A 20948-nucleotide genomic window follows, 5' to 3' on the forward strand; every position below is an offset into this window, starting at 1 on the left:
AATATAAATTTGTATATTTGGATATGCAAGGTCAGATTTCCAGATATCTAAAATCAACCATTCTCAACAAAATCGGGAAGAATAAGGTAATTTTACTTTTCGGAACCAGAAGGGTAGGTAAAACCTGGCTCATTGAACAAATCACTGCTGAAGTAAACATCGCATATCTTTTTTTAAACGGAGAAGATCAGGATATACAAACCCTACTTGCCACCAGAACCGCGGCAAACTACAAAAGAATTTTAGGGAATAGTAAATTATTGGTGATTGACGAGGCCCAGGTGATTCCTGAAATTGGCAAAATTTTAAAATTGCTGATTGATAGCTTTAAGGACCTGACGATTATCGCCAGCGGTTCATCTGCCTTTGATCTTTCCAATCAAACCGGAGAGCCACTTACTGGTAGAAGTATTACTTATCATCTTTATCCTGTTGCGCAACTAGAACTGGCACCAAACGAAAATGGCTTACAAACTACTCAAAACCTGGAAGAGCGGTTAATTTTTGGTTCCTACCCTGAAATATTTCAATTGGAAACCCTGGCAGAGAAAGCGCAATACTTAACAGAACTGGTTAAGTCATATCTGCTGAAGGATATTTTAATTTATGAAAATATTCAGAACAGCAATAAACTATTTGATTTGTTAAAGCTTGTTGCGTTGCAAATTGGCTCAGAAGTTTCGATTGATGAGCTTTCCAGGTCATTAGGTATTAGCAAAAATACCGTTGATCGTTATCTTGACTTACTCTCGAAAGTCTTTATCATTTATAAAGTAGGTGGATATAGCAATAACCTTCGCAAAGAAGTAACAAAATCTTCTAAATGGTATTTTTATGATAATGGCATCCGAAATGCAATTGTTAATGATTTTAGGTTGTTATCACTTAGAAATGACCAAGGCATTTTGTGGGAAAACTATGGGTTTAGTGAGCGGATTAAAAAAACGAATTACGAACAACAGGGTGCTCAATATTATTTTTGGAGAACTTACGATCAACAGGAAATTGATTTAATTGAAACGAAAAATGGAGAGTTAGTAGCCGTAGACTTTAAATGGGGCAATCAAAAAAAGAAAATTCCCGGCTTTTTCGCGAAGAACTATCCAAATGCCTCTTTTTCAATTATTAACAAAGAAAATTACTTAGATTTTATACTTTAATGGATCCTACCTTATTACTCGATTTAGTGAAAATGCAAATGCCTTATGGCAAATATAGAGGTTATCTGATCTGTAATATTCCAGAAAGTTATTTGCTTTGGTATAAGGATAAAGGCTTTCCAAAAGGCAAACTGGGGGATTTGATGGCGACGATGTTTGAGATTCGGGTTAATGGGTTGGAATATTTATTAACGCCATTGAAGAACCAAAATCGGTAAAAAGAGCTGAAATAATCCAGCATAGGCTAAGAAATGTCCCGCTGATGAGATGATTTACGCAGAAAAAAATCTGCGTATTTTGCGCAATCTGCCGGGATATATTTAGATCTCACAACCGCTTTCATCGCAAATGGCAGCATTATTTTTATTTAACGAAGTAAGCGTGGTTTTAGGCTGAGCATCTTTCAAGGCGGTAAAAATTTGAGTTAAGGCTTCAGTAAAAGCTTCAACTGGCTGAGCACCTGAAACAACATACTTAGCTGAAAGAATCCAGCATGAAGAATGCTAAGAAATATCCCGCGGATTAAGATGATCTACGCAGAAAAAAGTCTGCGTGTTTTGCGCAATCTGCGAGATATATACTTAGATCTCACAACCATTTTCATCGCAAATGGCAGCATTATTTTTGTTTAACGATGTAAGCGTGGTTTTAGGTTATATCTCTTTCCAGGCACTAAAACTTTGAGTTAAGGCTTCAGTAAAAGCTTCAACTGGCTGAGCACCTGAAACACCATACTTAGCTGAAATAATCCAGCATGAGAATGATAAGAAATGTCCCGCGGATTAAGATGATCTACTCAGAAAAAAATCTGCGTGTTTTGCGCAATCTGCGGGATATATATTTAGATTTCACAACCATTTTCATCGCAAATGGCATCATTATTTTTGTTTAACGATGTAAGCGTGGTTTTAGGTTGGGTCTCTTTCCAGGCACTAAAACTTTGAGTTAAGGCTTCGATAAAAGCTTCAACTGGCTGAGCACCTGAAACACCAAATTTTCTATCCATTACAAAATATGGAACACCTCGGATCCCTAGATTCTGGCTTTCGTAAATATCATAACGAACGGCCTCAGCAAACTCATCACTATTCACAACCGCTTCAGCTTCTGATCTATCTAATCCAATTTCAACAGCAAGGTCAATTAAAACTTCAGATTCCCCAATGTTCAATCCATTTACAAAATGTGCTTCAAATAGTTTTTCCTCAGCAACATCCTGTAGATTATGTTTAGCAGCCAAATGAATGAGACGATGTGCATTAAACGTATTTGCTGGAATATTATGCTCGAAATCAATTTTTAATCCGGCATTGGCTGCCATATCGCTTACCTGCTTCGTCATCTGCTTCGCCTGGTCTACCGGCAGTCCTTTGCTTCTACTCAGGTAATCATAAACGGTCTCGTTGCTTATATTATTATATTCGGGATTTAACTGATAACTTTTCCAATCTACTTCAATTTCATTTTTAAAAGGCAATTTATCTATAGCCTGTTCAAAATGTCTTTTACCTATATAACAAAACGGACACATTACATCCGACCAAATTTCTACTTTCATAAGGTAAAAGTAGTTTCTTATGTTTTAAAGTAGGTAAACTCAAAGTAAAAAGCCTTGATATCAAAAGAGGCATTTATACCTCACCATAGGGGAAAAATTTACCCAATCCAAATAGATCAGTCTACATAAACACCTTATTATGCATAAAATAAATATGGCACCATTTTGCACTATTCAATTCAAATATTAATATTATGAAAAAAATGCTTTTTACAGGCCTGGTAATTACTGGCCTGTATTTTGGTGCTTTCGCGCAGCGACAAGCAGATTACTCTTCTAAGTTCCAAACCAAAATTCAATCTATCATATTAGATAATTTAACTGGAAACATCATTGTTAAGGAAGCAAACGGGGTTTCGTCTTTTAACCCTCAAACCAATACAATTGATTGGAATATTACTGATGAACAGCTTGGAAAAACAACTAACATGTCCAAATTAATTAAGGTTAACGATGCGCTAAATGATCCGGATTTATTAAAAATTTTCCAGTCTTCAGATCAATTGGCATTTATAGAAAATACACCGTACATTCAGGCTAATATCAATTCAAAAGATGTGATTATCAACGCTCTTGATGGCAAGATTATGTTTAACTCTGGCACCACAAATTATAGGCTTTTGTTAAGCCAATACATTCCCAGTGATCAAAAGTTTCTGTTTCTTGTTACTGAGGGTAAAGATTTTAAATGTATTCTTTTCGATCCTAAAACATCTAAGGAAATATGGATTACTTCCATAGGTACTAAAGATGGAATGCTAAAATCATTACTGGCTAATTCGGTTGCCAATAATATGGGCTTAGGGCTATCTAAATTAACTACGAAAGATGAGGTTGTGGCCACTAGCGATGCTATTTATGCAACGATAAACAATCACCTGTTTAAACTTGATAAAGAAACCGGTAAAATAGCATGGTCGATTAAGGAAAATGTTAACAGATTTTATCTTTCAAATGATAATAAACACATCATTACCATGCGCAATGCAGGTAGTTTGATATCATCGAAAAGGGCACTAAATGCGCTCGACACAGAAACAGGTATACCATTATTTAAAGAAGATATCATAACAAAGTACATCTCATATATTGAGGACTGGGGAAATAAATTTTTATTGGCTCATTCTAACGGATTCAATTTCTTCGATTATAATACCGGTAAAAAGATTTGGAAAAAAGACGCGAAAGGCGATGATATCAAACAAGTTATTGCCATTGATAAGGACTATCTGTATATAGCAGATAATGAAATGAGTTTAATTGATTGTGATGGTAAACAGAAATGGAAAAATTTCGTTGAAATTAGTGATGACAAAGCTGATCCCGTATATTTTTTAAATAAAATTGATAATAATAAAGTATTTTATTTAACCGGCACTTATGGTAACATGGTAGATTATACTACCGGAAAAAAGATCTGGAAGGGAAATATCAAATTTGATCCTAAATTGCCTTTACTTTATGCTTTTGATGAGTCAAACAAATCTTTTCTGGTTTTTAATGATGAGAAAATTTACAAGTTCGATCCTACAGCTGTGGAAAAACCCGAACCCTTTGCTAAAATTAAAGTTAGAAATGACAAAGCCTTAAGTACCATTGGCCTATTTGATTGGGGTGTATCGCTAAGTGGCGAAAATGAAGTGATAGGCGTTGGTAAAGACGGATCTATTAAATTTAAACGTACCTACAAAGAACCAGGAGCTGCAGCCCGGAGACTACTTAAGACAGGAAGTATAATCGGCACATCGTATTTTGGTGCGGTATCAAGTATTCAGGGAGGGCTTTCGGAAGCAACCTATGTGGTTAGGGATGGAAGTGGAAATATTAAACAAGGTTACCTACTCTCAGAAGCATCCAGAGAAAAATTGCAAAGTAAATCTATTTTAAACAATAACATTTCTAGCTCCATCTCCGCAACAGTATCCGGTCGTATTAATTCAAGATTCAAAGCCTTAAAACAAAATAACGATTTTGCATATATTTTTGCCCGCGGTGAAGGTGATCAAACGAATTATCTTGTAAAAGTAAGTAAGGCAACAGGTGAAGAAGTAGACAAAATTGCGGTTGATAACACAAAACCTATCTATGAAATTGACTATTTAACAGACAACTTATATTACGTATATCAGAACGAATTGAGGGTTTTTTCTAAGAAATAAATACTAAACAGAAAGCCAGTAAATATTGCTGGCTTTCTGTCATTAATTTCACTTATATAACTGATTAAATATCAGTTTAAACGTTCCATGAGTTTGTGCTCTAAAGGCAATTTCGGGACCAAAAGCAAATAGCTTGCCTTTCCCTACACTGGCTTCGAAAGCTGTTACGCCATCCTGCAAATAAGCCTGGCCCCAAGCCCAACCGCTACGCAAAGGCGTAGCAGAATCAAACCACATTAGTGGCTTAATTTTTCCGGCTGCAATTGCATCACCAGTCAGTTTAAATACCGGGCTGTTATCAAAATAAACATCAGCATCTTTTTCCATTCCCCAGTTGGCAGGTTGTTTCGTATCTACTTCTACCTTTAAAACACTTCCTGGAACATAATATTTCTCCGCCGGCAATCGCTTTTCTTCTCCGTTTATAATTTCTGTCATGGCACTCCGAACCGGAAGATTTAAATGGTAAGCTAAATTGGTACTACTGCCAATGGTTACAATATTTCCGCCATCTTCTAAAAACTTCTTTAGCTGAGGCACAGATTTATCTGCAGTAACTCTCCCCAAACGGTTTCTGTAATTGGCTGGAATATCTTCTGCCTTTGGTCCGAAAGCCCTCGAACCAAAACCACCACCTTGTGGAGAGGGAATTGCACCACCAACAAAAATAACGACATCGTATTTAGACTTTAGATTGCCCGCATCTATATCCTGAGGATAAATTACAGTTGCATCGTAATGATATTGCTCCATAATGAACCGCATCCATCCTGAAGCCATTGATCCGCCATAGTTATCCCATAAAGCAATTCTTGCAGCAGAAACCTTGCTTTTGTTTTTTACTTCGCTGGTTTGCTTCAATTTTACATTTGCTTTCTCGATAATAGATTTCCCTGCCGCAGAAACATAGAAATCTCCATTTTCATTTGAACGATATACTGGGATGTTTTTCTTTAACAAATCGTTTACAGCAGTATAAGAATCGTTTTGAGCGGCACTTAATACATAGCTTGTTCCGTTTAGTTTATTTTCAGGAACCAGAAGCTTTCCATAAGGGTTTTTCTCAAATGGCCCGTTGAAATCATCCTGAATACGGTCAAATTTAACATCCATTAAGTAAGCCAATGTCCAGCCCGCGGCATCATAAGGGGGGATAGGCGCACCACCATCATACTTAAAATCATTTGGATGATCTTGCGGCTCAAACATGTCTAATACATGCGGGCGAAATGCCTGATCTGTTTTAACTACGTAGCTTCCTGCCGGATATTTTCTTCCAGAAACAGAAAAAGGGGCAGTTGCTTTTTCGACCACAATACCCGTACGAATAAGTGCGTTCAGAAACTTAATAGCAGAATTAAAATCAGGTTGATCAGCAGATAAAATATATCCTCTCGGATCTCTGTTTGCCGCAGCATTCATCACGGTATCAAAATACTTCACATTCATCGTGTTTCTACCACCAAATTCGAAATCGCCTGCGGCAGTATTCGATCCGCCCTTTTTGGCAGCAGCATTAATCGCTTCTATTTTTTTCGGAGAGAAAGACCAGGTATCTTTTTTGCCTTTATCAATTGAATTTCTACCCATTTGATAAATATTAAAGAGCAATTCATCTGCGTGTCGCTGCGCATAATTCAACACCGCGTAATTCAATGAAACGGAATAATCAATTGAATTTTTAAAATACCATTTTCGGGGCGTTACCGGATTTGGGGAATCGCTGTTTGGCAGTAAACGAGCAGGTACCAAAGGGATTTCGGAAGGACTGGGGCTACCCACAATTTCCGTAAGTAAACCAATCATATTATGAAAATAAGTGGTTGTTCTTAAACCTCCGTTGTACCAGGTAGAGAATACCGATCCTCCACGTTGCGTATAACCTGGTTTTCCTTCTACATTTAACCTGGTGTGCATGGCCGCCCCAACAGCATCTAAACTTGTCAGAAGTGTTGCATCAAACACATAGTTGAAAGGGTCGCGATAAGGCGGACCAGCAACCACAGTTCCGGCTGGGCCTGCCTGGTGGTGGTTATACATAATCTGCGGAATCCATTCTATGAAAAGCTGTCGCCCGATGTTTTGTGTTTCCTTTAAATTAAGCATAAAGAAATCTCGGTTATTATCATGACCTGCATATTTCTCATAAAGCACTGGCAATCCGGATAAAGATCGTTTAGCGGTATCTTTTTCACGCATGTACCAATTGGTAACCAACTCTTGCCCGTCTGGGTTGGCATGCGTAAATAAAATGATTACATTATCCAGAATTCTAGTGGTTTCAGGATCTGTTTTCGAAGCAAATTCATATGCGGTTTGAATTAACTGATGTGCACCTACAGTTTCTGTGGCATGTAAGCCGCCATCAATCCACACGATAGCCTTTCCTTCTTGTGCTAATGCTCTTGCCTTTTCAGGCGTAATTTCTGCGTGAGCAAGTTGCTGCGAAATCTCTTTATATCGATCTAATTTCTGAATGTTTTCTGGCGAAGAAACAATCACCATGTATTGACTTCTGCCTTCTTCGGTTTTGCCGATATCAACCAATTTAACACGCTTTGATGCCTGAGCTAACTTTTTAAAGTAAGCCTCGGTTTGCGTATAAGTGGCCAATTGGTAATTATCACCAATATTAAAGCCAAAATGCGACTTGGGTGATGGGACATCCTGGGCATAAGCCATACCCGAGGTTATCATTAAAAAAGTAAAGCATGACTTTCTTAAGTAGTTTTTTATCATAATCAGGATTGTTTCTTGGATAATCAAATATAATAGAGAAACGAACCGGAAAACTGCATGCTGTAAATTTGTTACACGAAGATTTTGAAGTAAAATGGGTTTTTATTTACCGTTTATAAGGAAGACTATTAAAAAAGATTATTCAACCCAAAATTTTCAAAAAGGAAAGCCTTATAAAGAATTATCCAATAATATTACACGCTAATTTTTTGATAAAATGTTGTTTAAAGTAGTTTAGGAATATTAGATTTGGCAAGTTCCAGCAATAGGGGCAGTTACAATGCCATATCAATTATTATGACCTTAGAAGAAAGAATCAAAAACTCAACTACGAGCATCTTTAAAGCCGTTTTTCCAAACACCACAAATCATTATGATACCTTATTTGGTGGCACAGCCATGCATTTAATGGATGAAGTGGCTTTTATTACGGCTACGCGCTTTAGCAGGCAGATTATGGTAACAGTAAGCAGTGATAGAATTGATTTTAAAAAACCAATTCCGGCAGGTACTATTGTGGAATTAATTGGTAAAGTAATTCACGTTGGAAATACCAGTTTAAAAGTAAACGTAGAGATTTATATCGAGCAAATGTATGCTGAAGGCCGTGAATTAGCCGTACATGGAAGTTTTACCTTTGTAGCGATAGATGAAACCAAGAAACCTGTTCAGGTGATCAAATAGCCTAAATCTTCTTTTAACTAAAAAACTACCTTCATTTTTTATGTAAACTTAATGGGTGCTATAGATTAAAAAACATGCTAATAAATCTAGCGTTCATTTTCAGTATCGCTTTGCGTTCTTTGCGTACAACATTGCCTTTCTGCAGTTAAAACAGATGAGAACTTAATACAAAATCAGGTATAGATAAGCATAAACTACTGGTGCCGCCAATAATAACCCGTCGAAACGATCTAACAAACCGCCATGACCAGGCAATAATCCGCCACTGTCTTTAGTATCCAAACTGCGTTTTAACATCGATTCTACCAAATCTCCAAGCGTACCGAAACAGGCAATCAATACCGCCATTCCGGCCCAAACCCATGATGGGTTTTCGGTAAATACATAAGATAGTCCGAAGGCTACGACAACGCTGGTAAACATCCCTCCAAAAAAACCTTCCCAGCTCTTTTTAGGAGAGTGACGCTCGAATAATTTACGTTTGCCATATCTTACACCAAAAAGATATGCCCCGGTATCGTTCGCCCAAAGCATTAATAAAAAAGCCAATGGTAAATGAAAGTTATATTCACTCCAGTTTTTTAAAAAACCCAAAGCATGGAAAAAGCAGAATGGAATGGTTACATAAACAAAGCCAACAAAGGTGTAAGAGATATTGGCAAATGGAATTTTATTTTTCTTGTAGAGCTCAGAGATAAAAACAGAAAAGATTAGCGGAATACACAATAAAAGGTATTTCACATCATATTTGAGGTAATGCAAGCCTGCAGCCATCAAAAATATCAGTGCTCCTGCAACAATACCAATATTCCGATGTGGGCGAATTCCAGAATTTTTAATCAGTTTATAAAACTCAAAAAGAGATAAAATACTTAATACCAGATAGAAAATAGTAAAAGTGTAACTCCCTAAAAAGATAGAGCCTAACATTACAATGGTAAAAAAGAAAGCTGTTATTGCCCTGGTTTTCATGTCGAAAATGGTAAAATAGATAATGGAAAATGTGAACGATTCAAGATTTACTCAATTTCATTCTCAACAATATACTCAATGGCTTTGTCGAAATCACTTTTATTAACCAACACATGAATTTCACCTAAGTGGTAGGCAGACAACTGCTTATTCATGGTTACAGCTGGAATTCCAGCCTCTGTTAAACCCTGTTTTAATACCTCTGCTGTAAATGTATCAGTGGTAACATATACTTTAATCCAATTTTCGCTCACGTTCTGTGTTATTTTTAAAAATTTGAAACAAAGCTATGGTAATTATTGCACTAATTAAATATCCATACCAAGGAAATCCAATCGGCTCATCTGCATTATTCAATGGCATGTTGTGTTTTTGCATGTAAAAAGCTGCACAAACTGCATAGGCATTATTAATAAAATGTGCAACAATAGCATACCAAAGACTTCCGCTGAAGTAATATAAATAACCAAAACCAGCACCAAGAAGCATCCGTGGAATAAAGCCATAGAACTGAACATGTATGGCACTAAAAATAATTGCCGTAAGCCAGATCGCTACATGCGGATTGCCAAAAGCCTGGTTCAATGATCTTTGTACGCCACCACGAAACATTAATTCTTCTCCAATAGCAGGAATAACAGCAATCATAAAGAGGTTTACCACAAAATCAAAGTTGCTTCTGGCTGTAAGAAGGTTTATGGTTAATTGCATTGCGGCATCTTCCTTTTCTTTCATCCAACGCTCTATGCCGTTTAAAAATTCAGGTAGTACCATTTTCTGGTTCCAGATGGCCGTCCATTCCATAAATGGCATACTCGCAATCATAATGATTAATACGAGCATTAAGGCCAATATTTTTGGCTGCTTTAATCCATAAAATGAATTTACTTTTTGTTTTTCTGTCAAGGCGAGGGCAATCCCAGGCAAAATGAATGTTCCAATAGAAGAAAGGATCTGAATAATTTTCAGGCCACTCAAATATTGTGCATCGCCAGTTAAAAGCGCATTGAAATTATGTAGCAAGTCCATTCCGTACATTAAGAAATTGATTGCCATTCCAATCATTCCGAAAACGAGCCCGCCAATCATTCCGTAAAATAGAAGTAAAAGTAATTGTAAGAAAGGATTGATTTCCTCCTTGTTAGGTGTTACAAAATTCATTATTTGTACCTTTGTGTGTATTATTAATCGTTGAAGATAGAAAATGTCTGTTAAGATAGGAAATATTGAATTAGGAGAGTTCCCTTTATTACTTGCTCCCATGGAGGATGTGAGTGATCCGCCCTTTCGCTATGTATGCAAAATGAACGGTGCAGATTTGATGTATACAGAGTTTATTTCATCTGAAGGCTTAATTCGTGATGCAGCAAAAAGCATCCAGAAATTGGATATTTTCGAATATGAAAGGCCAATTGGAATCCAGATTTTTGGGGGAGATATTGATCACATGCGGGAAGCATCTGAAATTGCCTCAGCCGCTGGCCCAGACTTAGTTGATATTAATTACGGTTGCCCTGTTAAAAATGTAGTCTGCAAGGGCGCTGGCTCTAGCTTACTTCGAGATATTGATAAAATGGTAAAAATGACAGAGGCTGTTGTTAAGGCATCTCATTTACCTGTAACCGTAAAAACACGTCTGGGTTGGGATGATGACAGTAAAAACGTTTACGAAGTAGCAGAACGCCTTCAGGATGTTGGTATTCAGGCCTTAACCATTCACGGGAGAACAAGGGCTCAGCTTTACAAAGGCGAAGCGGACTGGTCATTAATCCGGGAGATTAAACGCAATCCTCGCATAAAAATCCCAATTTTTGGAAATGGCGATGTGGATAGTCCTGAAAAGGCAGCCAACTGGCGAATGGAATATGAAGTAGATGGTATTATGATTGGCAGGGCTGCTATTGGCTATCCGTGGATCTTTCGGGAGGTTAAACACTTTTTTAAAACGGGAGAACATTTACCTGGCCCCACCATTGAAGAGCGAATTGAGGTTTGTAAAACCCACCTGGATAAATCTTTAGCCTGGAAAGGACCAAAAACCGGTATATTTGAAATGCGCAGGCATTATGCTAATTACTTTAAAGGTTTGCCAGACTTTAAACCTTACCGCATGCGTTTAGTGGCTGAGCCAGACATTAATAACATTTATAGTATTTTAGAAGAAGTGGTAGAAAAATTTGCCAACTATGATGCTACAAACGTAATGGCTTGATTTTTGAAAAGAATTTTATTCATTCGTATATCACCATGGTTACAGCAATTACAGATGGAGTTAAAGTTTCAGTAGAAACCATTTATCAGCCAGAATATTCAAATCCGGCGAACGAGCATTTTATGTTCGCTTATAGAGTAGAAATTGCTAATCTTTCTGATTATGCGGTACAATTATTACGTCGTCAGTGGTTTATCTTTGATTCAAACAGCAGTCGTAGAGAAGTAGAGGGTGAAGGTGTTGTTGGTCTTCAACCCATAATTCAACCTGGAGAAACGCACGTTTATGTTTCAGGATGTAATTTAAAAACCGATATGGGTTGCATGAAGGGAAAATACCTGATGAAACGCACAATGGATGATTTGGAATTTGATGTAGATATTCCGGAGTTTTCATTAGTAGCTCCATACAAGCTTAACTAATATTATAAAAATATATAAAAAAAGCGGTAAGAATTTAGTTCTTGCCGCTTTTTCATTTTTCAACTGTATCTTTTTAATCTCTGCTTCTTCCAAAAAGCATTGATGCATAATAGAGTAAATTTGCCAATGCACCTACCGCTGCTACTACATAAGTCATAGCAGCCCACCAAAGTGCATCTTTTGCCTGAATGTTTTCCTCTTGTGTCTGCATTACTCCCTGATTGTTTTTCAACCAAGCCAATGCCCTGTTACTGGCATCAAACTCTACTGGTAAGGTAATAATACTGAAAACTGTCACTAATGCTAATCCAACCACACCAATTGCTAAAACGATGGGCGTAACGTTAACAACCAATAGCATTACACCTATTAATAATACCCATTGTAAAAGATTAGAAGATATGCTTACCAAAGGTACCATAGTACTTCTTAAGTTTAACCATGAATAAGATTTTGCGTGCTGTACGGCATGCCCACACTCATGTGCGGCTACTGCTGCAGCTGCAACACTTCTGCTGTAATACACATCTGTACTTAAATTTACAGTTCTATCTGATGGATTATAATGATCGGTTAATTGCCCTTCTGTGCTCATCACCCTCACATCGTAAATTCCATTATCATGTAGCATCCTTTCAGCTACCTCTTTGCCCGATAACCCAGAGCTGATTTGCATTTCGGCATACTTAGAAAACTTATTTCTAAAACGCCATTGTACAAACATGCTCAACAATAATACCGGGATGATTAATATTAAATAAACTCCCATTTTCTTATGTATGTTTTTCGATTTGCGTATATCAAAAAGCGTTCCTATAATATTTAAGCACCTAAATACTACATTTATACCACATGATTTAGGACCTTAGGTTATTGATTGTAGATATATTAAAAGCCTTTTTGAGTTAAACTAACAGGTCCAATCATATTTTCTTTACCAAAAATCTGGTATTTTTACCATTATTATCACAACCTCTTATACTAATCCAAAAAGTCATATTTTCATCAAAAACGATGGTGTACTTCCCTTAGAAGTCTTTTTAAACCATTACCGTTTAATTCGATCAATGATAAAAGATTTTTCAAGTTAATTTATTGTTGATCCAGGTTCAGGTAAAAAGGGAATTCGCTAATAAATAAAAGATTGATTAGCAATATATTTCATTTGTGAAATTATCACTAATCAGTTATTGCCTAATGTGTATCGAAAATTGAACAATAAAATTTGATATTTACCTATTGTTGAAATCTGAGGTAGCCTTAGCATTACAATTTTAAAGATGTATGGGTAGCACCTCAGCAGTAGTAACAATTACCTGAAGACCACCGTCTTATTTCCGCTCACAAATACCCTGTCTTCAAAAATAAGCTCTAGCGCATCTAGCAAAACTTTTTTTTCGATTTCTTTACCAGCCCTAACCATTTCCTTTACACCAAAATTGTGATCTACATGTGTGGTATGTTGCGTAATAATTGGCCCTTCATCAAGGTTATCCGTAACAAAATGAGCGGTAGCCCCTATAATTTTAACGCCCCGTTCAAAGGCTTGCCTGTAAGGATTAGCTCCAATAAAGGCAGGTAGAAATGAATGATGGATATTAATAATTTTTCCTGCAAAATCTTTAACAAATTCTGCAGACAGTATTCTCATAAATTTAGCCAGCACTACATAGTCGACTTCGTATTCTTTAATAATATCTTTTATCTCTGATTCGAATTCTTGCTTATCTTTATTTTCATGGCTAACATAAAAATAAGGAATACCCAGTTTTTCTGTCAAATCTCGTAATCCCTGGTAGTTGCCTATAACGCATTGAACGTTTGCACCAAGGGTTTTAAACTGATTCTTAATCAGAATTTCCGCTAAACAATGGTATTCTTTGGTAACTAAAATAGCAATTTGTTTCTCTTGCTTTGTGATGATATCCACCTTTGCATGGTCAGGAAGATTTTCTAAAAGCTTAATTCTTAATTGATCTGTCTGATCATAATCTCCGGTACAGGCAATCCGTGTAAAGAACGCTTTATTCGCCTCATCTACGAATTCTCGCATGGCAATGATATTAAGCTGATAAGCAGCCAAAATTCGTGTAATGGTGGTGACCAAGCCAACCTGATCAGGGCATGAAATAAGAATAGTTAATTTATTCATCTTAACATTTAATTACTCAATGATAAGAATTTTGATCACAGATTTTTAGATAATTATGATGTTCAGAACTTATCTGAGACAATCATTTAGCAAATTATTTTGGTAAATACCTTAAAAATATTCATTTTTACTAAATATTTTATCATTATGGATACTATCGTTATTGCCCTCCTTGCTGTTGTTTTAGTGGTTTTGGTTTTAATATTTTTAAAGAAACCACAAGCTGCCGTTGGTGTAATTTCTATTGAAGAATTTGAAAAAAACAAAGCTGAAAATGAATCTTTGAAGATTAATTTAGCGAAGACTGAAGAACGTGTTGCCAATCTGGTGATGGAAAAAGAGCATATCACTGTGCTATTGAAAGAAGAACAACAACGCTTGATCGAAGAGTTACAAGGAGAAAGGGATCGCTTGGCAGATGCCAACCGCGAGCTGGAGGGTACACGCTCTTTTTATATGGCAGAAAAGGAAAAATTAGCTGAACAAAAATTAAGTTATGAGCAATCTCAACAAAAGCTGAATAAAGATTTTGAATTAATTGCCAATAAAATTTTAGAAGAAAAATCAAGCAAATTTGTAGAGCAGAACAGAACTAACCTGGATTTAATTTTAAATCCGCTAAAGGAGAATATTAAAGCATTTGAAGACAAAGTAGAGAAAGTTTATAAGGCGGAATCTGATGAAAGAAATATTTTGAAGGGCGTGATTTCAGAATTACAAATTCAAAGTAAAATGATCCAGGAAGATGCTAATAATCTAACCAGGGCATTAAAGGGCGATAGTAAAAAACAAGGAAATTGGGGTGAGGTAATTCTGGAAAAGGTATTAGAGCGTTCTGGTTTGGTGAAAGACCAGGAATATCGCATTCAGGCTTCACTTGTTTCGGCAGACGGTGGTCGATTCCAACCTGATGTGGTAATTGATCTTCCTGATGATAAACACTTAATTGTGGATGCTAAGGTGAGTTTAGCGGCTTACGAGCGCTCGGTATCCGCCGAGACAGAAGAAGAGCGTGAAGGCTACGTAAAACAGCATTTGGCTTCCATTAAAAATCATATTCAGGAATTATCTGCTAAAAACTATCATGAGTTATATAAAATCAACTCTCCGGATTTTGTGCTGCTTTTTGTTCCTATTGAATCTTCTTTCAGCATCGCTGTTCAGAAAGATGCTGAATTATTTAATTTTGCATGGGATAGACGGGTAGTAATTGTAAGCCCTTCTACACTATTGGCCACCTTACGTACCATTGCCAGTATGTGGAAACAAGAGAGACAAAACCGAAATGTAATGGAAATTGCACGATTGAGTGGCTCTATGTACGATAAGTTTGTTGGCTTCGTTTCTGACATGGAGAACATTGGAAAACATATTAAAAATGGACAGGATGCTTATGATAAAGCCTTAAATAAACTATCTGATGGATCCGGAAACTTAGTTAATACTTCAGAAAAGATTAAAAAGCTGGGTGCAAAGGCAACCAAGCAAATTGATATCAAATACTTGGATCAAGAGTAAAATATTAGTTTCGAACCAGTATAGATCGTTATGTGTGGTATTTAATTAGACTTCTTAATTTTATCCAAAAATGGTATTATATTCGTTAGCAGATAAGGTGAAAAATAAGACTTTCCTGAGCTGGGATCTTCGGTTTTCCCAGATACAATCCCTATCACAAATTCGTTTTCATCGATTACAGGTGCACCACTCAATCCGCCAAACTGTTCTGGTACAAGCAGATCTTTTAATAATATTCTATTTCCAATTGTTTTCTGGTATTCAAATTCATAAACTCTTTGTTCGCCACTTTCCATTTTTCTTGTCCAGCCCACTACATAAAGTTTTTCTCCCGCAACCAGCGGTGTCATTCTTATCTCCAGTGCTTTAACTTTTGACTTATTTTCACGGATCGAAAACATAAGCCAATCATCATCGAAAGTCGATTTTTCTGAGAGTTTCGCAGTTTTGTCCTCGTTTAGCAACTTAGCTACCCTAACCTTTTCATTAGGATTTGTAAGGCTAAAAAGCGACCAATTTTTTATCCCGTTATCAAATGAGACGGAGTGCATTTTATCTGATTTTATAAATTTTAATAAATGCTTAGCTGTTATAGCGAAAGTATCCTGATTATATTTTAAAAGAAAGCCGCAACTGAAACGGGGGCTGATCAAATTTGGAATCCAAAAAGTCTATCTGATTCACTAAGGCGATTTGATCAAATTTTTTATTAGACGCTTTATCCTGACTAAAAGCGTTAATCGTAAATAAAATTACAAGAATAATTAAAGAGGCCAATTTCATGTAGTGAATATAACCATTTTGTAAAGAATACTTCGCATGATGTTAATCACCTAATTTTCATTAAGCAAAAGACATTTTTTGGAAGATTAGTTATCAGAGCCAACCTTTAGTATTTAAATCCTCAATAAGTTGTTTTAATTTTTCTTTACTTGGTAACACAGTAGCGTATTTACTGGCGAAAATTTGTTCATTATTTTCTGGTAATGTATATTGTACAACAGCTTCGCTTTTATCCTGACAAAGAATTATCCCTATCGTTTTATTTTCATCAGACAGTTTAACTTCTCTATCATAATAATTAACATACATCTGCATCTGACCAATATCTTGATGTTTTAATTCTCCGATTTTTAAATCGATTAATACAAAACATTTAAGTACTCTATTATAAAAAACAAGGTCAATTTTAAAGTGCTTCTCATCGAAAGATATTCTATTTTGCCTTGCAACAAAGGTGAATCCTGTTCCTAACTCTAGCAGAAAATGTTCTAATTTGTCAATTAACTTTTGCTCCAAATCATTTTCTGAATAGGTAGTATCATCATGCAGTCCTAAAAATTCTAAAATATAAGGGTCCTTTATTGCATCTTTAGGTCTTTCAAAAATTTGGCCTTTTGTAGAAAGTTCTAAAATTTGCGCTTTATTTCTACTGAGGGATAATCTGGTGTACAAAGCTGAATCATATTGTCTTTGTAGCTCCCTCAAACTCCAATTATTTTTAGATGATTCTATTTCATAAAAATTTCTTTCCCTTTCATCATCTATTCTCATCAATTTTAAATAGTGAGACCAACTTAAATTGAATTCGTCAGACAGTGTCTGACGTTTTGAAAAACTATTATAAAAACTCCTCATTTGTTTGATATTGGTTTCGGAGAAACCTTTACCAAAATCTTGAGTCAGTTTTTTAGACAATAGCGGTATCAATTGTCTTCCGTAATCTGCTCTTTCTTTACCTTTTAGTTCTTCTTCTACGATCATCTTACCAATTTCGAAATAAGTTAAAACCATTGTTTGGTTAACCGTATTGATAATTTTATTGCGGGAGTTATTCAGTAAAGCTGAAATTCTTCCAATAAAATTTTGATATGATAAATCGCTGTTCATTAGGATTTATTTATTAAAAGCATTCCATCCCTGAGCTTTCAACTCGTGAACATTGTTCGATTTGGAAACCATTTTGCAACCAGAATTCTTATCTGTAACGTGTCCAATCACAGTAATATCTACATCATGTTTCAACTTCTTATAATCTTCCTGACTAATCGTAAATAACAATTCATAATCTTCACCACCACTTAAAGCACAAACAGTTGGATCAATTCCCAATTCGCGGGCTGTCTCGTAGGTCATTGGATCCAGCGGAATTTTATCCTCGTAAATAGTGATTCCTTTATCACTTTCTGTTGCCAGGTGTAAAATTTCAGAAGCTAAACCATCAGATACATCAATCATCGACGTTGGTTTAATATTCATATCTTCTAATAATGCAACAATATCCATCCTGGCTTCAGGTTTTAACTGCCGCTCAATGATATAATCTTTTCCTTCTAAATCTGGTTGAATCTCTGGATTTTCCAGGTAAATTAATTTCTCTCTTTCTAGAATTTGAAGCCCTACATAAGCGCCACCTAAATCGCCGGAAACGCAAAGCAAATCGTTTTCCTGCGCACCATTTCTATAAGTTACCTTATCAGCATCAGCATAGCCAATACTGGTGATGCTAATTACTAAACCTTGCTTACTTGAAGAAGTATCGCCACCAATTAAATCTATATTGAATTTATTACAAGCCAATTCAATTCCTTTATAAATTTCTTCAACTGCTTCCAATGGAAACTTGCTAGACAAACCTAAAGAAACAGTGATCTGACTCGCTTTCCCATTCATGGCATAGATATCACTCAGGTTAACCTGAACGGCTTTATAGCCTAAATGCATCAAAGGTACATATGCCAAATCAAAGTGAATTCCTTCTAAAAGTAAATCAGTAGAAACTAAGATTTGTTTGCCTTTTGCATCTAAAACAGCCGCATCATCACCAACACCTTTTACTGAATAATCATTTCTGATTTTAAAATTAGTAGTTAGGTGTTTGATCAAACCAAATTCACCCAATTCATTAATATCTGTACGCTCTTTATTCTCAAACATATCTTTATGTAGGATTTCTCCCTATTTTTCTTTAAATATTAAACTCATCAATTCTCCTATCAATGAGAATTATAACTTATTTTCCATCCAATTTTTACCTTCAGTAAACCTGGCGATAAGCATTGCTGCCACATTATCGCCAGTTGCATTTAACAAAGTGGCCATAGGATCTACCAAAGTACCAATAATCATCGCGGGAGGTAAGGCTTCTGGCGGTAGTTGATAAGCAGAAATCATTAATAATTCTCCAATATAGCCACCATTCGGAATTCCACCTTCTACAATACTCACTAAGACGGTAATTCCCAAGGCTAAAATGATGGTATCAACATGCACTAAATCCTTACCAAAAATAGCAAAAACTACTGCTATCTTGATAATGGAACTAATACTGGAACCATCTTTATGTAATGTAGAACCTAACGGAACCGTAACATTTGCGATGTAAGCAGGTACACCCATTTTCGAAGTTCCTTCCAGGTTTGCAGGAATTGTTGCAATACTGCTACAAGTACCTACAGCAGTTAGCGAAGGCACGATATTATTTTTCCAGAATAATTTAATGGCCTTAAATCCACCGGCAATGAAAGCGTACAAGGTGAAAAATACGACAAAATAAAAAGCACCAACCCCATAATATAATCCTAAAGCCTTAGCATAAGTACCAAACAGTTGCGGACCAAAAACACCAACCTGATAAGCAAAATAGGCACCTAAACCAACGGGACCTAATTTCATAATGATAATGATTAGTTTTTTCATCACCTCATTACCAGACACCAAAAAGTTTTTAAATCCATCACCTTCCTTGCCAGCTGATAGTGTGGAAAAACCTACTAAAACTGAAAAAATAATCAGCGCCAGCATGTTCTTCCTGCTTCCGATTTCAAAAAATTCACCTACGGTTAACAGCTGTGTCATTTGCTCTCCAAAAGACTGAACTTTTTCTGTTTCAATTGGAATAGGATTATTACCCAAAGCCTGATGAATGGGAAAAATCCAGGTTGCAACCAGCGTTAACACAGCTGATATCAGTATGGTAGATAAAAAAACCAACACCATAACTGTCAGTAACCTACCCAGCTTTTTAGTACGATCGATGTTTGCTATCGCTGATGACACTGCAAAAAATACCAGCGGAATCACTGCTGTAAACAACAGGTTTAGAAATATATCTCCTAAGGGTTTTATACGCTCAACATCTTTCTCAAAAATTAAACCAACTATGCTTCCAACGGTAATCCCCGCCAAAAGCCACAATAAGCCTGAATAATTTTTAAGAATGTTATTTTTCATAGCTCTTTTTTTTAACACGAAAACAAATTTTACTTCGTGCTAATCTGTGTTTCCGTGGCAATTTTTTTATAAGCCCAATTCTGCAGAAATGTCAAGCATTCTTTGAATCGGCAAACGTGCTTTTTCAATAATATGGTCTGGAACCGTTACTTCCGGTGAACCATTTTTAAGACATAAATACAATTTCTCCAGCGTATTTCTCTTCATGTAAGGACAATCATTACACGCACAACTGTTGTTTGGCGGAGCTGGAATGAACGTTTTATCCGGACAAGCTTTTTCCATTTGATGGATAATACCGCTTTCCGTGGCTACAATAAATTCAATTGCAGGATTAGCGATGGCATATTTTAGCAGCCCGGTGGTAGAACCAATGTAATCAGCCATTCTCAAAACAGGTTCTTCACATTCCGGATGTGCAATAAACTTTGCATTTGGATGGCGCTCTTTCAATTTGGTAATTTTTTCCTGAGAGAAAATTTCATGAACCATGCAAGCTCCATTCCAAAGCACTAAATCCCTGCCTGTTTTTTTCGCCACATAAGCGCCCAGGTTACGATCCGGACCGAAAATAATTTTTTGATCTTTTGGTAAGCTTTCTACAATTTGAACAGCGTTGGTAGAAGTACAGACAATATCACTTAAAGCCTTTAATTCGGCGGTACAATTTACATAAGTGATCACCAAATGATCAGGATATTTTTCTTTGAATTTTTTAAACAAGTGCGGTGGACAACTGTCTGCCAAAGAGCAACCAGCTTTTACATCAGGCAGTAAAACTTTTTTAGCAGGAGACAAAATCTTGGCAGTTTCGGCCATGAAATGTACACCTGCAAATACAATTACCTCAGCATCAGTCTTTGCCGCTTCTTGAGATAAACCCAAACTATCGCCAATATAATCCGCAATATCCTGTATATCAGGTTCTTGATAGTAATGCGCTAAAATAATTGCATTTTTCTCTTTTTTTAATTTCTCAATTTCAGCAAATAGATCCAGGGTAGGATCAATTTCTTCTTCCACGAAACCTTTTTTGTTGATTTCTTCTAAGACATCTATGTTCATTTTTAAATTTTCCTTTTTTGAATTTTGACGTTGGTCAAAGATAAAGCTTTCCACGTCTCAATAATTAATAAGTT

General features: G+C 36.2%; 19 protein-coding genes. 7 read left to right on the plus strand and 12 right to left on the minus strand.

All coding sequences use genetic code 11. From position 1 onward, the window contains the following. Positions 1-23 precede the first annotated feature (23 nt). Positions 24-1160, plus strand: coding sequence for an ATP-binding protein (locus SOM16_RS09765; RefSeq protein ID WP_320463818.1), 1137 nt, complete (start codon positions 24-26; stop codon positions 1158-1160). After that, positions 1160-1378, plus strand: a complete 219-nt coding sequence (locus tag SOM16_RS09770) for a DUF3820 family protein (RefSeq protein ID WP_320463819.1) — start codon at positions 1160-1162, stop codon at positions 1376-1378. The genes SOM16_RS09765 and SOM16_RS09770 overlap by 1 nt, the downstream gene beginning before the upstream one ends. Before the next feature lie 623 nt (positions 1379-2001). Here SOM16_RS09770 and SOM16_RS09775 read toward each other — a convergent pair. Then, entirely contained in the window at positions 2002-2718 is a 717-nt protein-coding gene (locus SOM16_RS09775; protein ID WP_320463820.1) for a DsbA family oxidoreductase, read from the minus strand. 194 nt (positions 2719-2912) lie between these two features. On the opposite strand from SOM16_RS09775, the gene SOM16_RS09780 reads away from it, so the two are divergent. Continuing rightward, positions 2913-4877 carry a PQQ-binding-like beta-propeller repeat protein gene (locus tag SOM16_RS09780; protein WP_320463821.1) on the plus strand — a complete coding sequence of 655 codons (1965 nt, stop codon included), beginning with the start codon at positions 2913-2915 and terminating at the stop codon, positions 4875-4877. Between the two features lie 48 nt (positions 4878-4925). Here SOM16_RS09780 and SOM16_RS09785 read toward each other — a convergent pair whose 3' ends face one another. Then, positions 4926-7574: a M14 metallopeptidase family protein gene (locus tag SOM16_RS09785; RefSeq protein ID WP_320463822.1), complete on the minus strand. Its 2649-nt coding sequence runs from the start codon at positions 7572-7574 to the stop codon at positions 4926-4928. A gap of 339 nt (positions 7575-7913) precedes the next feature. Here SOM16_RS09785 and SOM16_RS09790 point away from each other — a divergent pair, with 339 nt between their 5' ends. Beyond that, positions 7914-8300 carry an acyl-CoA thioesterase gene (locus SOM16_RS09790; protein WP_320463823.1) on the plus strand — a complete coding sequence of 129 codons (387 nt, stop codon included), beginning with the start codon at positions 7914-7916 and terminating at the stop codon, positions 8298-8300. Between the two features lie 162 nt (positions 8301-8462). On the opposite strand, the gene SOM16_RS09795 is transcribed toward SOM16_RS09790, so the two are convergent. Genes SOM16_RS09795 through SOM16_RS09805 form a run of 3 tightly spaced genes read right to left on the minus strand, consistent with a single transcriptional unit; the run spans position 8463 to position 10433 of the window. Next, entirely contained in the window at positions 8463-9272 is an 810-nt protein-coding gene (locus tag SOM16_RS09795; RefSeq protein ID WP_320463824.1) for a phosphatidate cytidylyltransferase, read from the minus strand. A gap of 47 nt (positions 9273-9319) precedes the next feature. Then, a complete protein-coding gene (locus SOM16_RS09800; RefSeq protein ID WP_320463825.1) occupies positions 9320-9526 on the minus strand; it encodes a putative signal transducing protein in 207 nt (68 codons plus the stop codon). Beyond that, positions 9507-10433: a CPBP family intramembrane glutamic endopeptidase gene (locus SOM16_RS09805; RefSeq protein ID WP_320463826.1), complete on the minus strand. Its 927-nt coding sequence runs from the start codon at positions 10431-10433 to the stop codon at positions 9507-9509. The genes SOM16_RS09800 and SOM16_RS09805 overlap by 20 nt, the downstream gene beginning before the upstream one ends. A 43-nt stretch (positions 10434-10476) precedes the next feature. Between SOM16_RS09805 and dusB the strand changes: the two genes are divergently transcribed. Together dusB and apaG are read left to right on the plus strand one after the other, a co-directional pair. Continuing rightward, positions 10477-11484 (plus strand): tRNA dihydrouridine synthase DusB, encoded by a 1008-nt coding sequence (gene dusB, locus SOM16_RS09810; protein ID WP_320463827.1) that lies wholly within the window; start codon positions 10477-10479, stop codon positions 11482-11484. 35 nt (positions 11485-11519) lie between these two features. Next, entirely contained in the window at positions 11520-11906 is a 387-nt protein-coding gene (apaG, locus tag SOM16_RS09815; protein ID WP_320463828.1) for a Co2+/Mg2+ efflux protein ApaG, read from the plus strand. A 73-nt stretch (positions 11907-11979) separates the two neighbouring features. Here the strand turns inward: apaG and SOM16_RS09820 are convergent, their stop codons facing one another. Next, entirely contained in the window at positions 11980-12675 is a 696-nt protein-coding gene (locus tag SOM16_RS09820; RefSeq protein ID WP_320463829.1) for a zinc metallopeptidase, read from the minus strand. Positions 12676-13218: 543 nt separating this feature from the next. After that, positions 13219-14058 (minus strand): formyltetrahydrofolate deformylase, encoded by an 840-nt coding sequence (gene purU, locus SOM16_RS09825; protein WP_320463830.1) that lies wholly within the window; start codon positions 14056-14058, stop codon positions 13219-13221. A gap of 147 nt (positions 14059-14205) precedes the next feature. Here purU and SOM16_RS09830 point away from each other — a divergent pair, with 147 nt between their 5' ends. Beyond that, complete coding sequence (locus SOM16_RS09830) at positions 14206-15576, plus strand: DNA recombination protein RmuC (protein ID WP_320463831.1); 1371 nt, start codon at positions 14206-14208, stop codon at positions 15574-15576. 41 nt (positions 15577-15617) lie between these two features. On the opposite strand, the gene SOM16_RS09835 is transcribed toward SOM16_RS09830, so the two are convergent. From SOM16_RS09835 to nadA, 5 genes are all read right to left on the minus strand, one after another. After that, positions 15618-16229, minus strand: coding sequence for a trypsin-like serine protease (locus SOM16_RS09835; RefSeq protein ID WP_320463832.1), 612 nt, complete (start codon positions 16227-16229; stop codon positions 15618-15620). Positions 16230-16452: 223 nt separating this feature from the next. Beyond that, positions 16453-17466, minus strand: coding sequence for a PDDEXK nuclease domain-containing protein (locus SOM16_RS09840; RefSeq protein WP_320463833.1), 1014 nt, complete (start codon positions 17464-17466; stop codon positions 16453-16455). A gap of 6 nt (positions 17467-17472) precedes the next feature. After that, positions 17473-18513 (minus strand): thiamine-phosphate kinase, encoded by a 1041-nt coding sequence (gene thiL / locus SOM16_RS09845; RefSeq protein ID WP_320463834.1) that lies wholly within the window; start codon positions 18511-18513, stop codon positions 17473-17475. A 69-nt stretch (positions 18514-18582) separates the two neighbouring features. Then, positions 18583-19809, minus strand: a complete 1227-nt coding sequence (locus SOM16_RS09850; RefSeq protein ID WP_320463835.1) for a dicarboxylate/amino acid:cation symporter — start codon at positions 19807-19809, stop codon at positions 18583-18585. A gap of 66 nt (positions 19810-19875) precedes the next feature. Further along, entirely contained in the window at positions 19876-20928 is a 1053-nt protein-coding gene (nadA, locus tag SOM16_RS09855; protein ID WP_320463836.1) for a quinolinate synthase NadA, read from the minus strand. Positions 20929-20948 lie beyond the last annotated feature (20 nt).

Source organism: Pedobacter sp. CFBP9032 (genome assembly GCF_034045265.1).
GTDB lineage: Bacteria > Bacteroidota > Bacteroidia > Sphingobacteriales > Sphingobacteriaceae > Pedobacter.

What these genes read in the sequence shown, in the direction of transcription:
- SOM16_RS09770 (WP_320463819.1), top strand. Translation starts at nt 1,160, where the DNA reads ATGGATCCTACCTTATTACTCGATTTAGTGAAAATGCAAATGCCTTAT.
- SOM16_RS09790 (WP_320463823.1), top strand. Translation starts at nt 7,914, where the DNA reads ATGACCTTAGAAGAAAGAATCAAAAACTCAACTACGAGCATCTTTAAA.
- SOM16_RS09780 (WP_320463821.1), top strand. Translation starts at nt 2,913, where the DNA reads ATGAAAAAAATGCTTTTTACAGGCCTGGTAATTACTGGCCTGTATTTT.
- SOM16_RS09795 (WP_320463824.1), bottom strand. Translation starts at nt 9,272, where the DNA reads ATGAAAACCAGGGCAATAACAGCTTTCTTTTTTACCATTGTAATGTTA.
- SOM16_RS09830 (WP_320463831.1), top strand. Translation starts at nt 14,206, where the DNA reads ATGGATACTATCGTTATTGCCCTCCTTGCTGTTGTTTTAGTGGTTTTG.
- SOM16_RS09850 (WP_320463835.1), bottom strand. Translation starts at nt 19,809, where the DNA reads ATGAAAAATAACATTCTTAAAAATTATTCAGGCTTATTGTGGCTTTTG.
- SOM16_RS09820 (WP_320463829.1), bottom strand. Translation starts at nt 12,675, where the DNA reads ATGGGAGTTTATTTAATATTAATCATCCCGGTATTATTGTTGAGCATG.
- SOM16_RS09775 (WP_320463820.1), bottom strand. Translation starts at nt 2,718, where the DNA reads ATGAAAGTAGAAATTTGGTCGGATGTAATGTGTCCGTTTTGTTATATA.
- SOM16_RS09785 (WP_320463822.1), bottom strand. Translation starts at nt 7,574, where the DNA reads ATGATAACCTCGGGTATGGCTTATGCCCAGGATGTCCCATCACCCAAG.
- dusB (WP_320463827.1), top strand. Translation starts at nt 10,477, where the DNA reads ATGTCTGTTAAGATAGGAAATATTGAATTAGGAGAGTTCCCTTTATTA.
- SOM16_RS09765 (WP_320463818.1), top strand. Translation starts at nt 24, where the DNA reads ATGCAAGGTCAGATTTCCAGATATCTAAAATCAACCATTCTCAACAAA.
- thiL (WP_320463834.1), bottom strand. Translation starts at nt 18,513, where the DNA reads ATGTTTGAGAATAAAGAGCGTACAGATATTAATGAATTGGGTGAATTT.
- SOM16_RS09840 (WP_320463833.1), bottom strand. Translation starts at nt 17,466, where the DNA reads ATGAACAGCGATTTATCATATCAAAATTTTATTGGAAGAATTTCAGCT.
- apaG (WP_320463828.1), top strand. Translation starts at nt 11,520, where the DNA reads ATGGTTACAGCAATTACAGATGGAGTTAAAGTTTCAGTAGAAACCATT.
- SOM16_RS09805 (WP_320463826.1), bottom strand. Translation starts at nt 10,433, where the DNA reads ATGAATTTTGTAACACCTAACAAGGAGGAAATCAATCCTTTCTTACAA.
- purU (WP_320463830.1), bottom strand. Translation starts at nt 14,058, where the DNA reads ATGAATAAATTAACTATTCTTATTTCATGCCCTGATCAGGTTGGCTTG.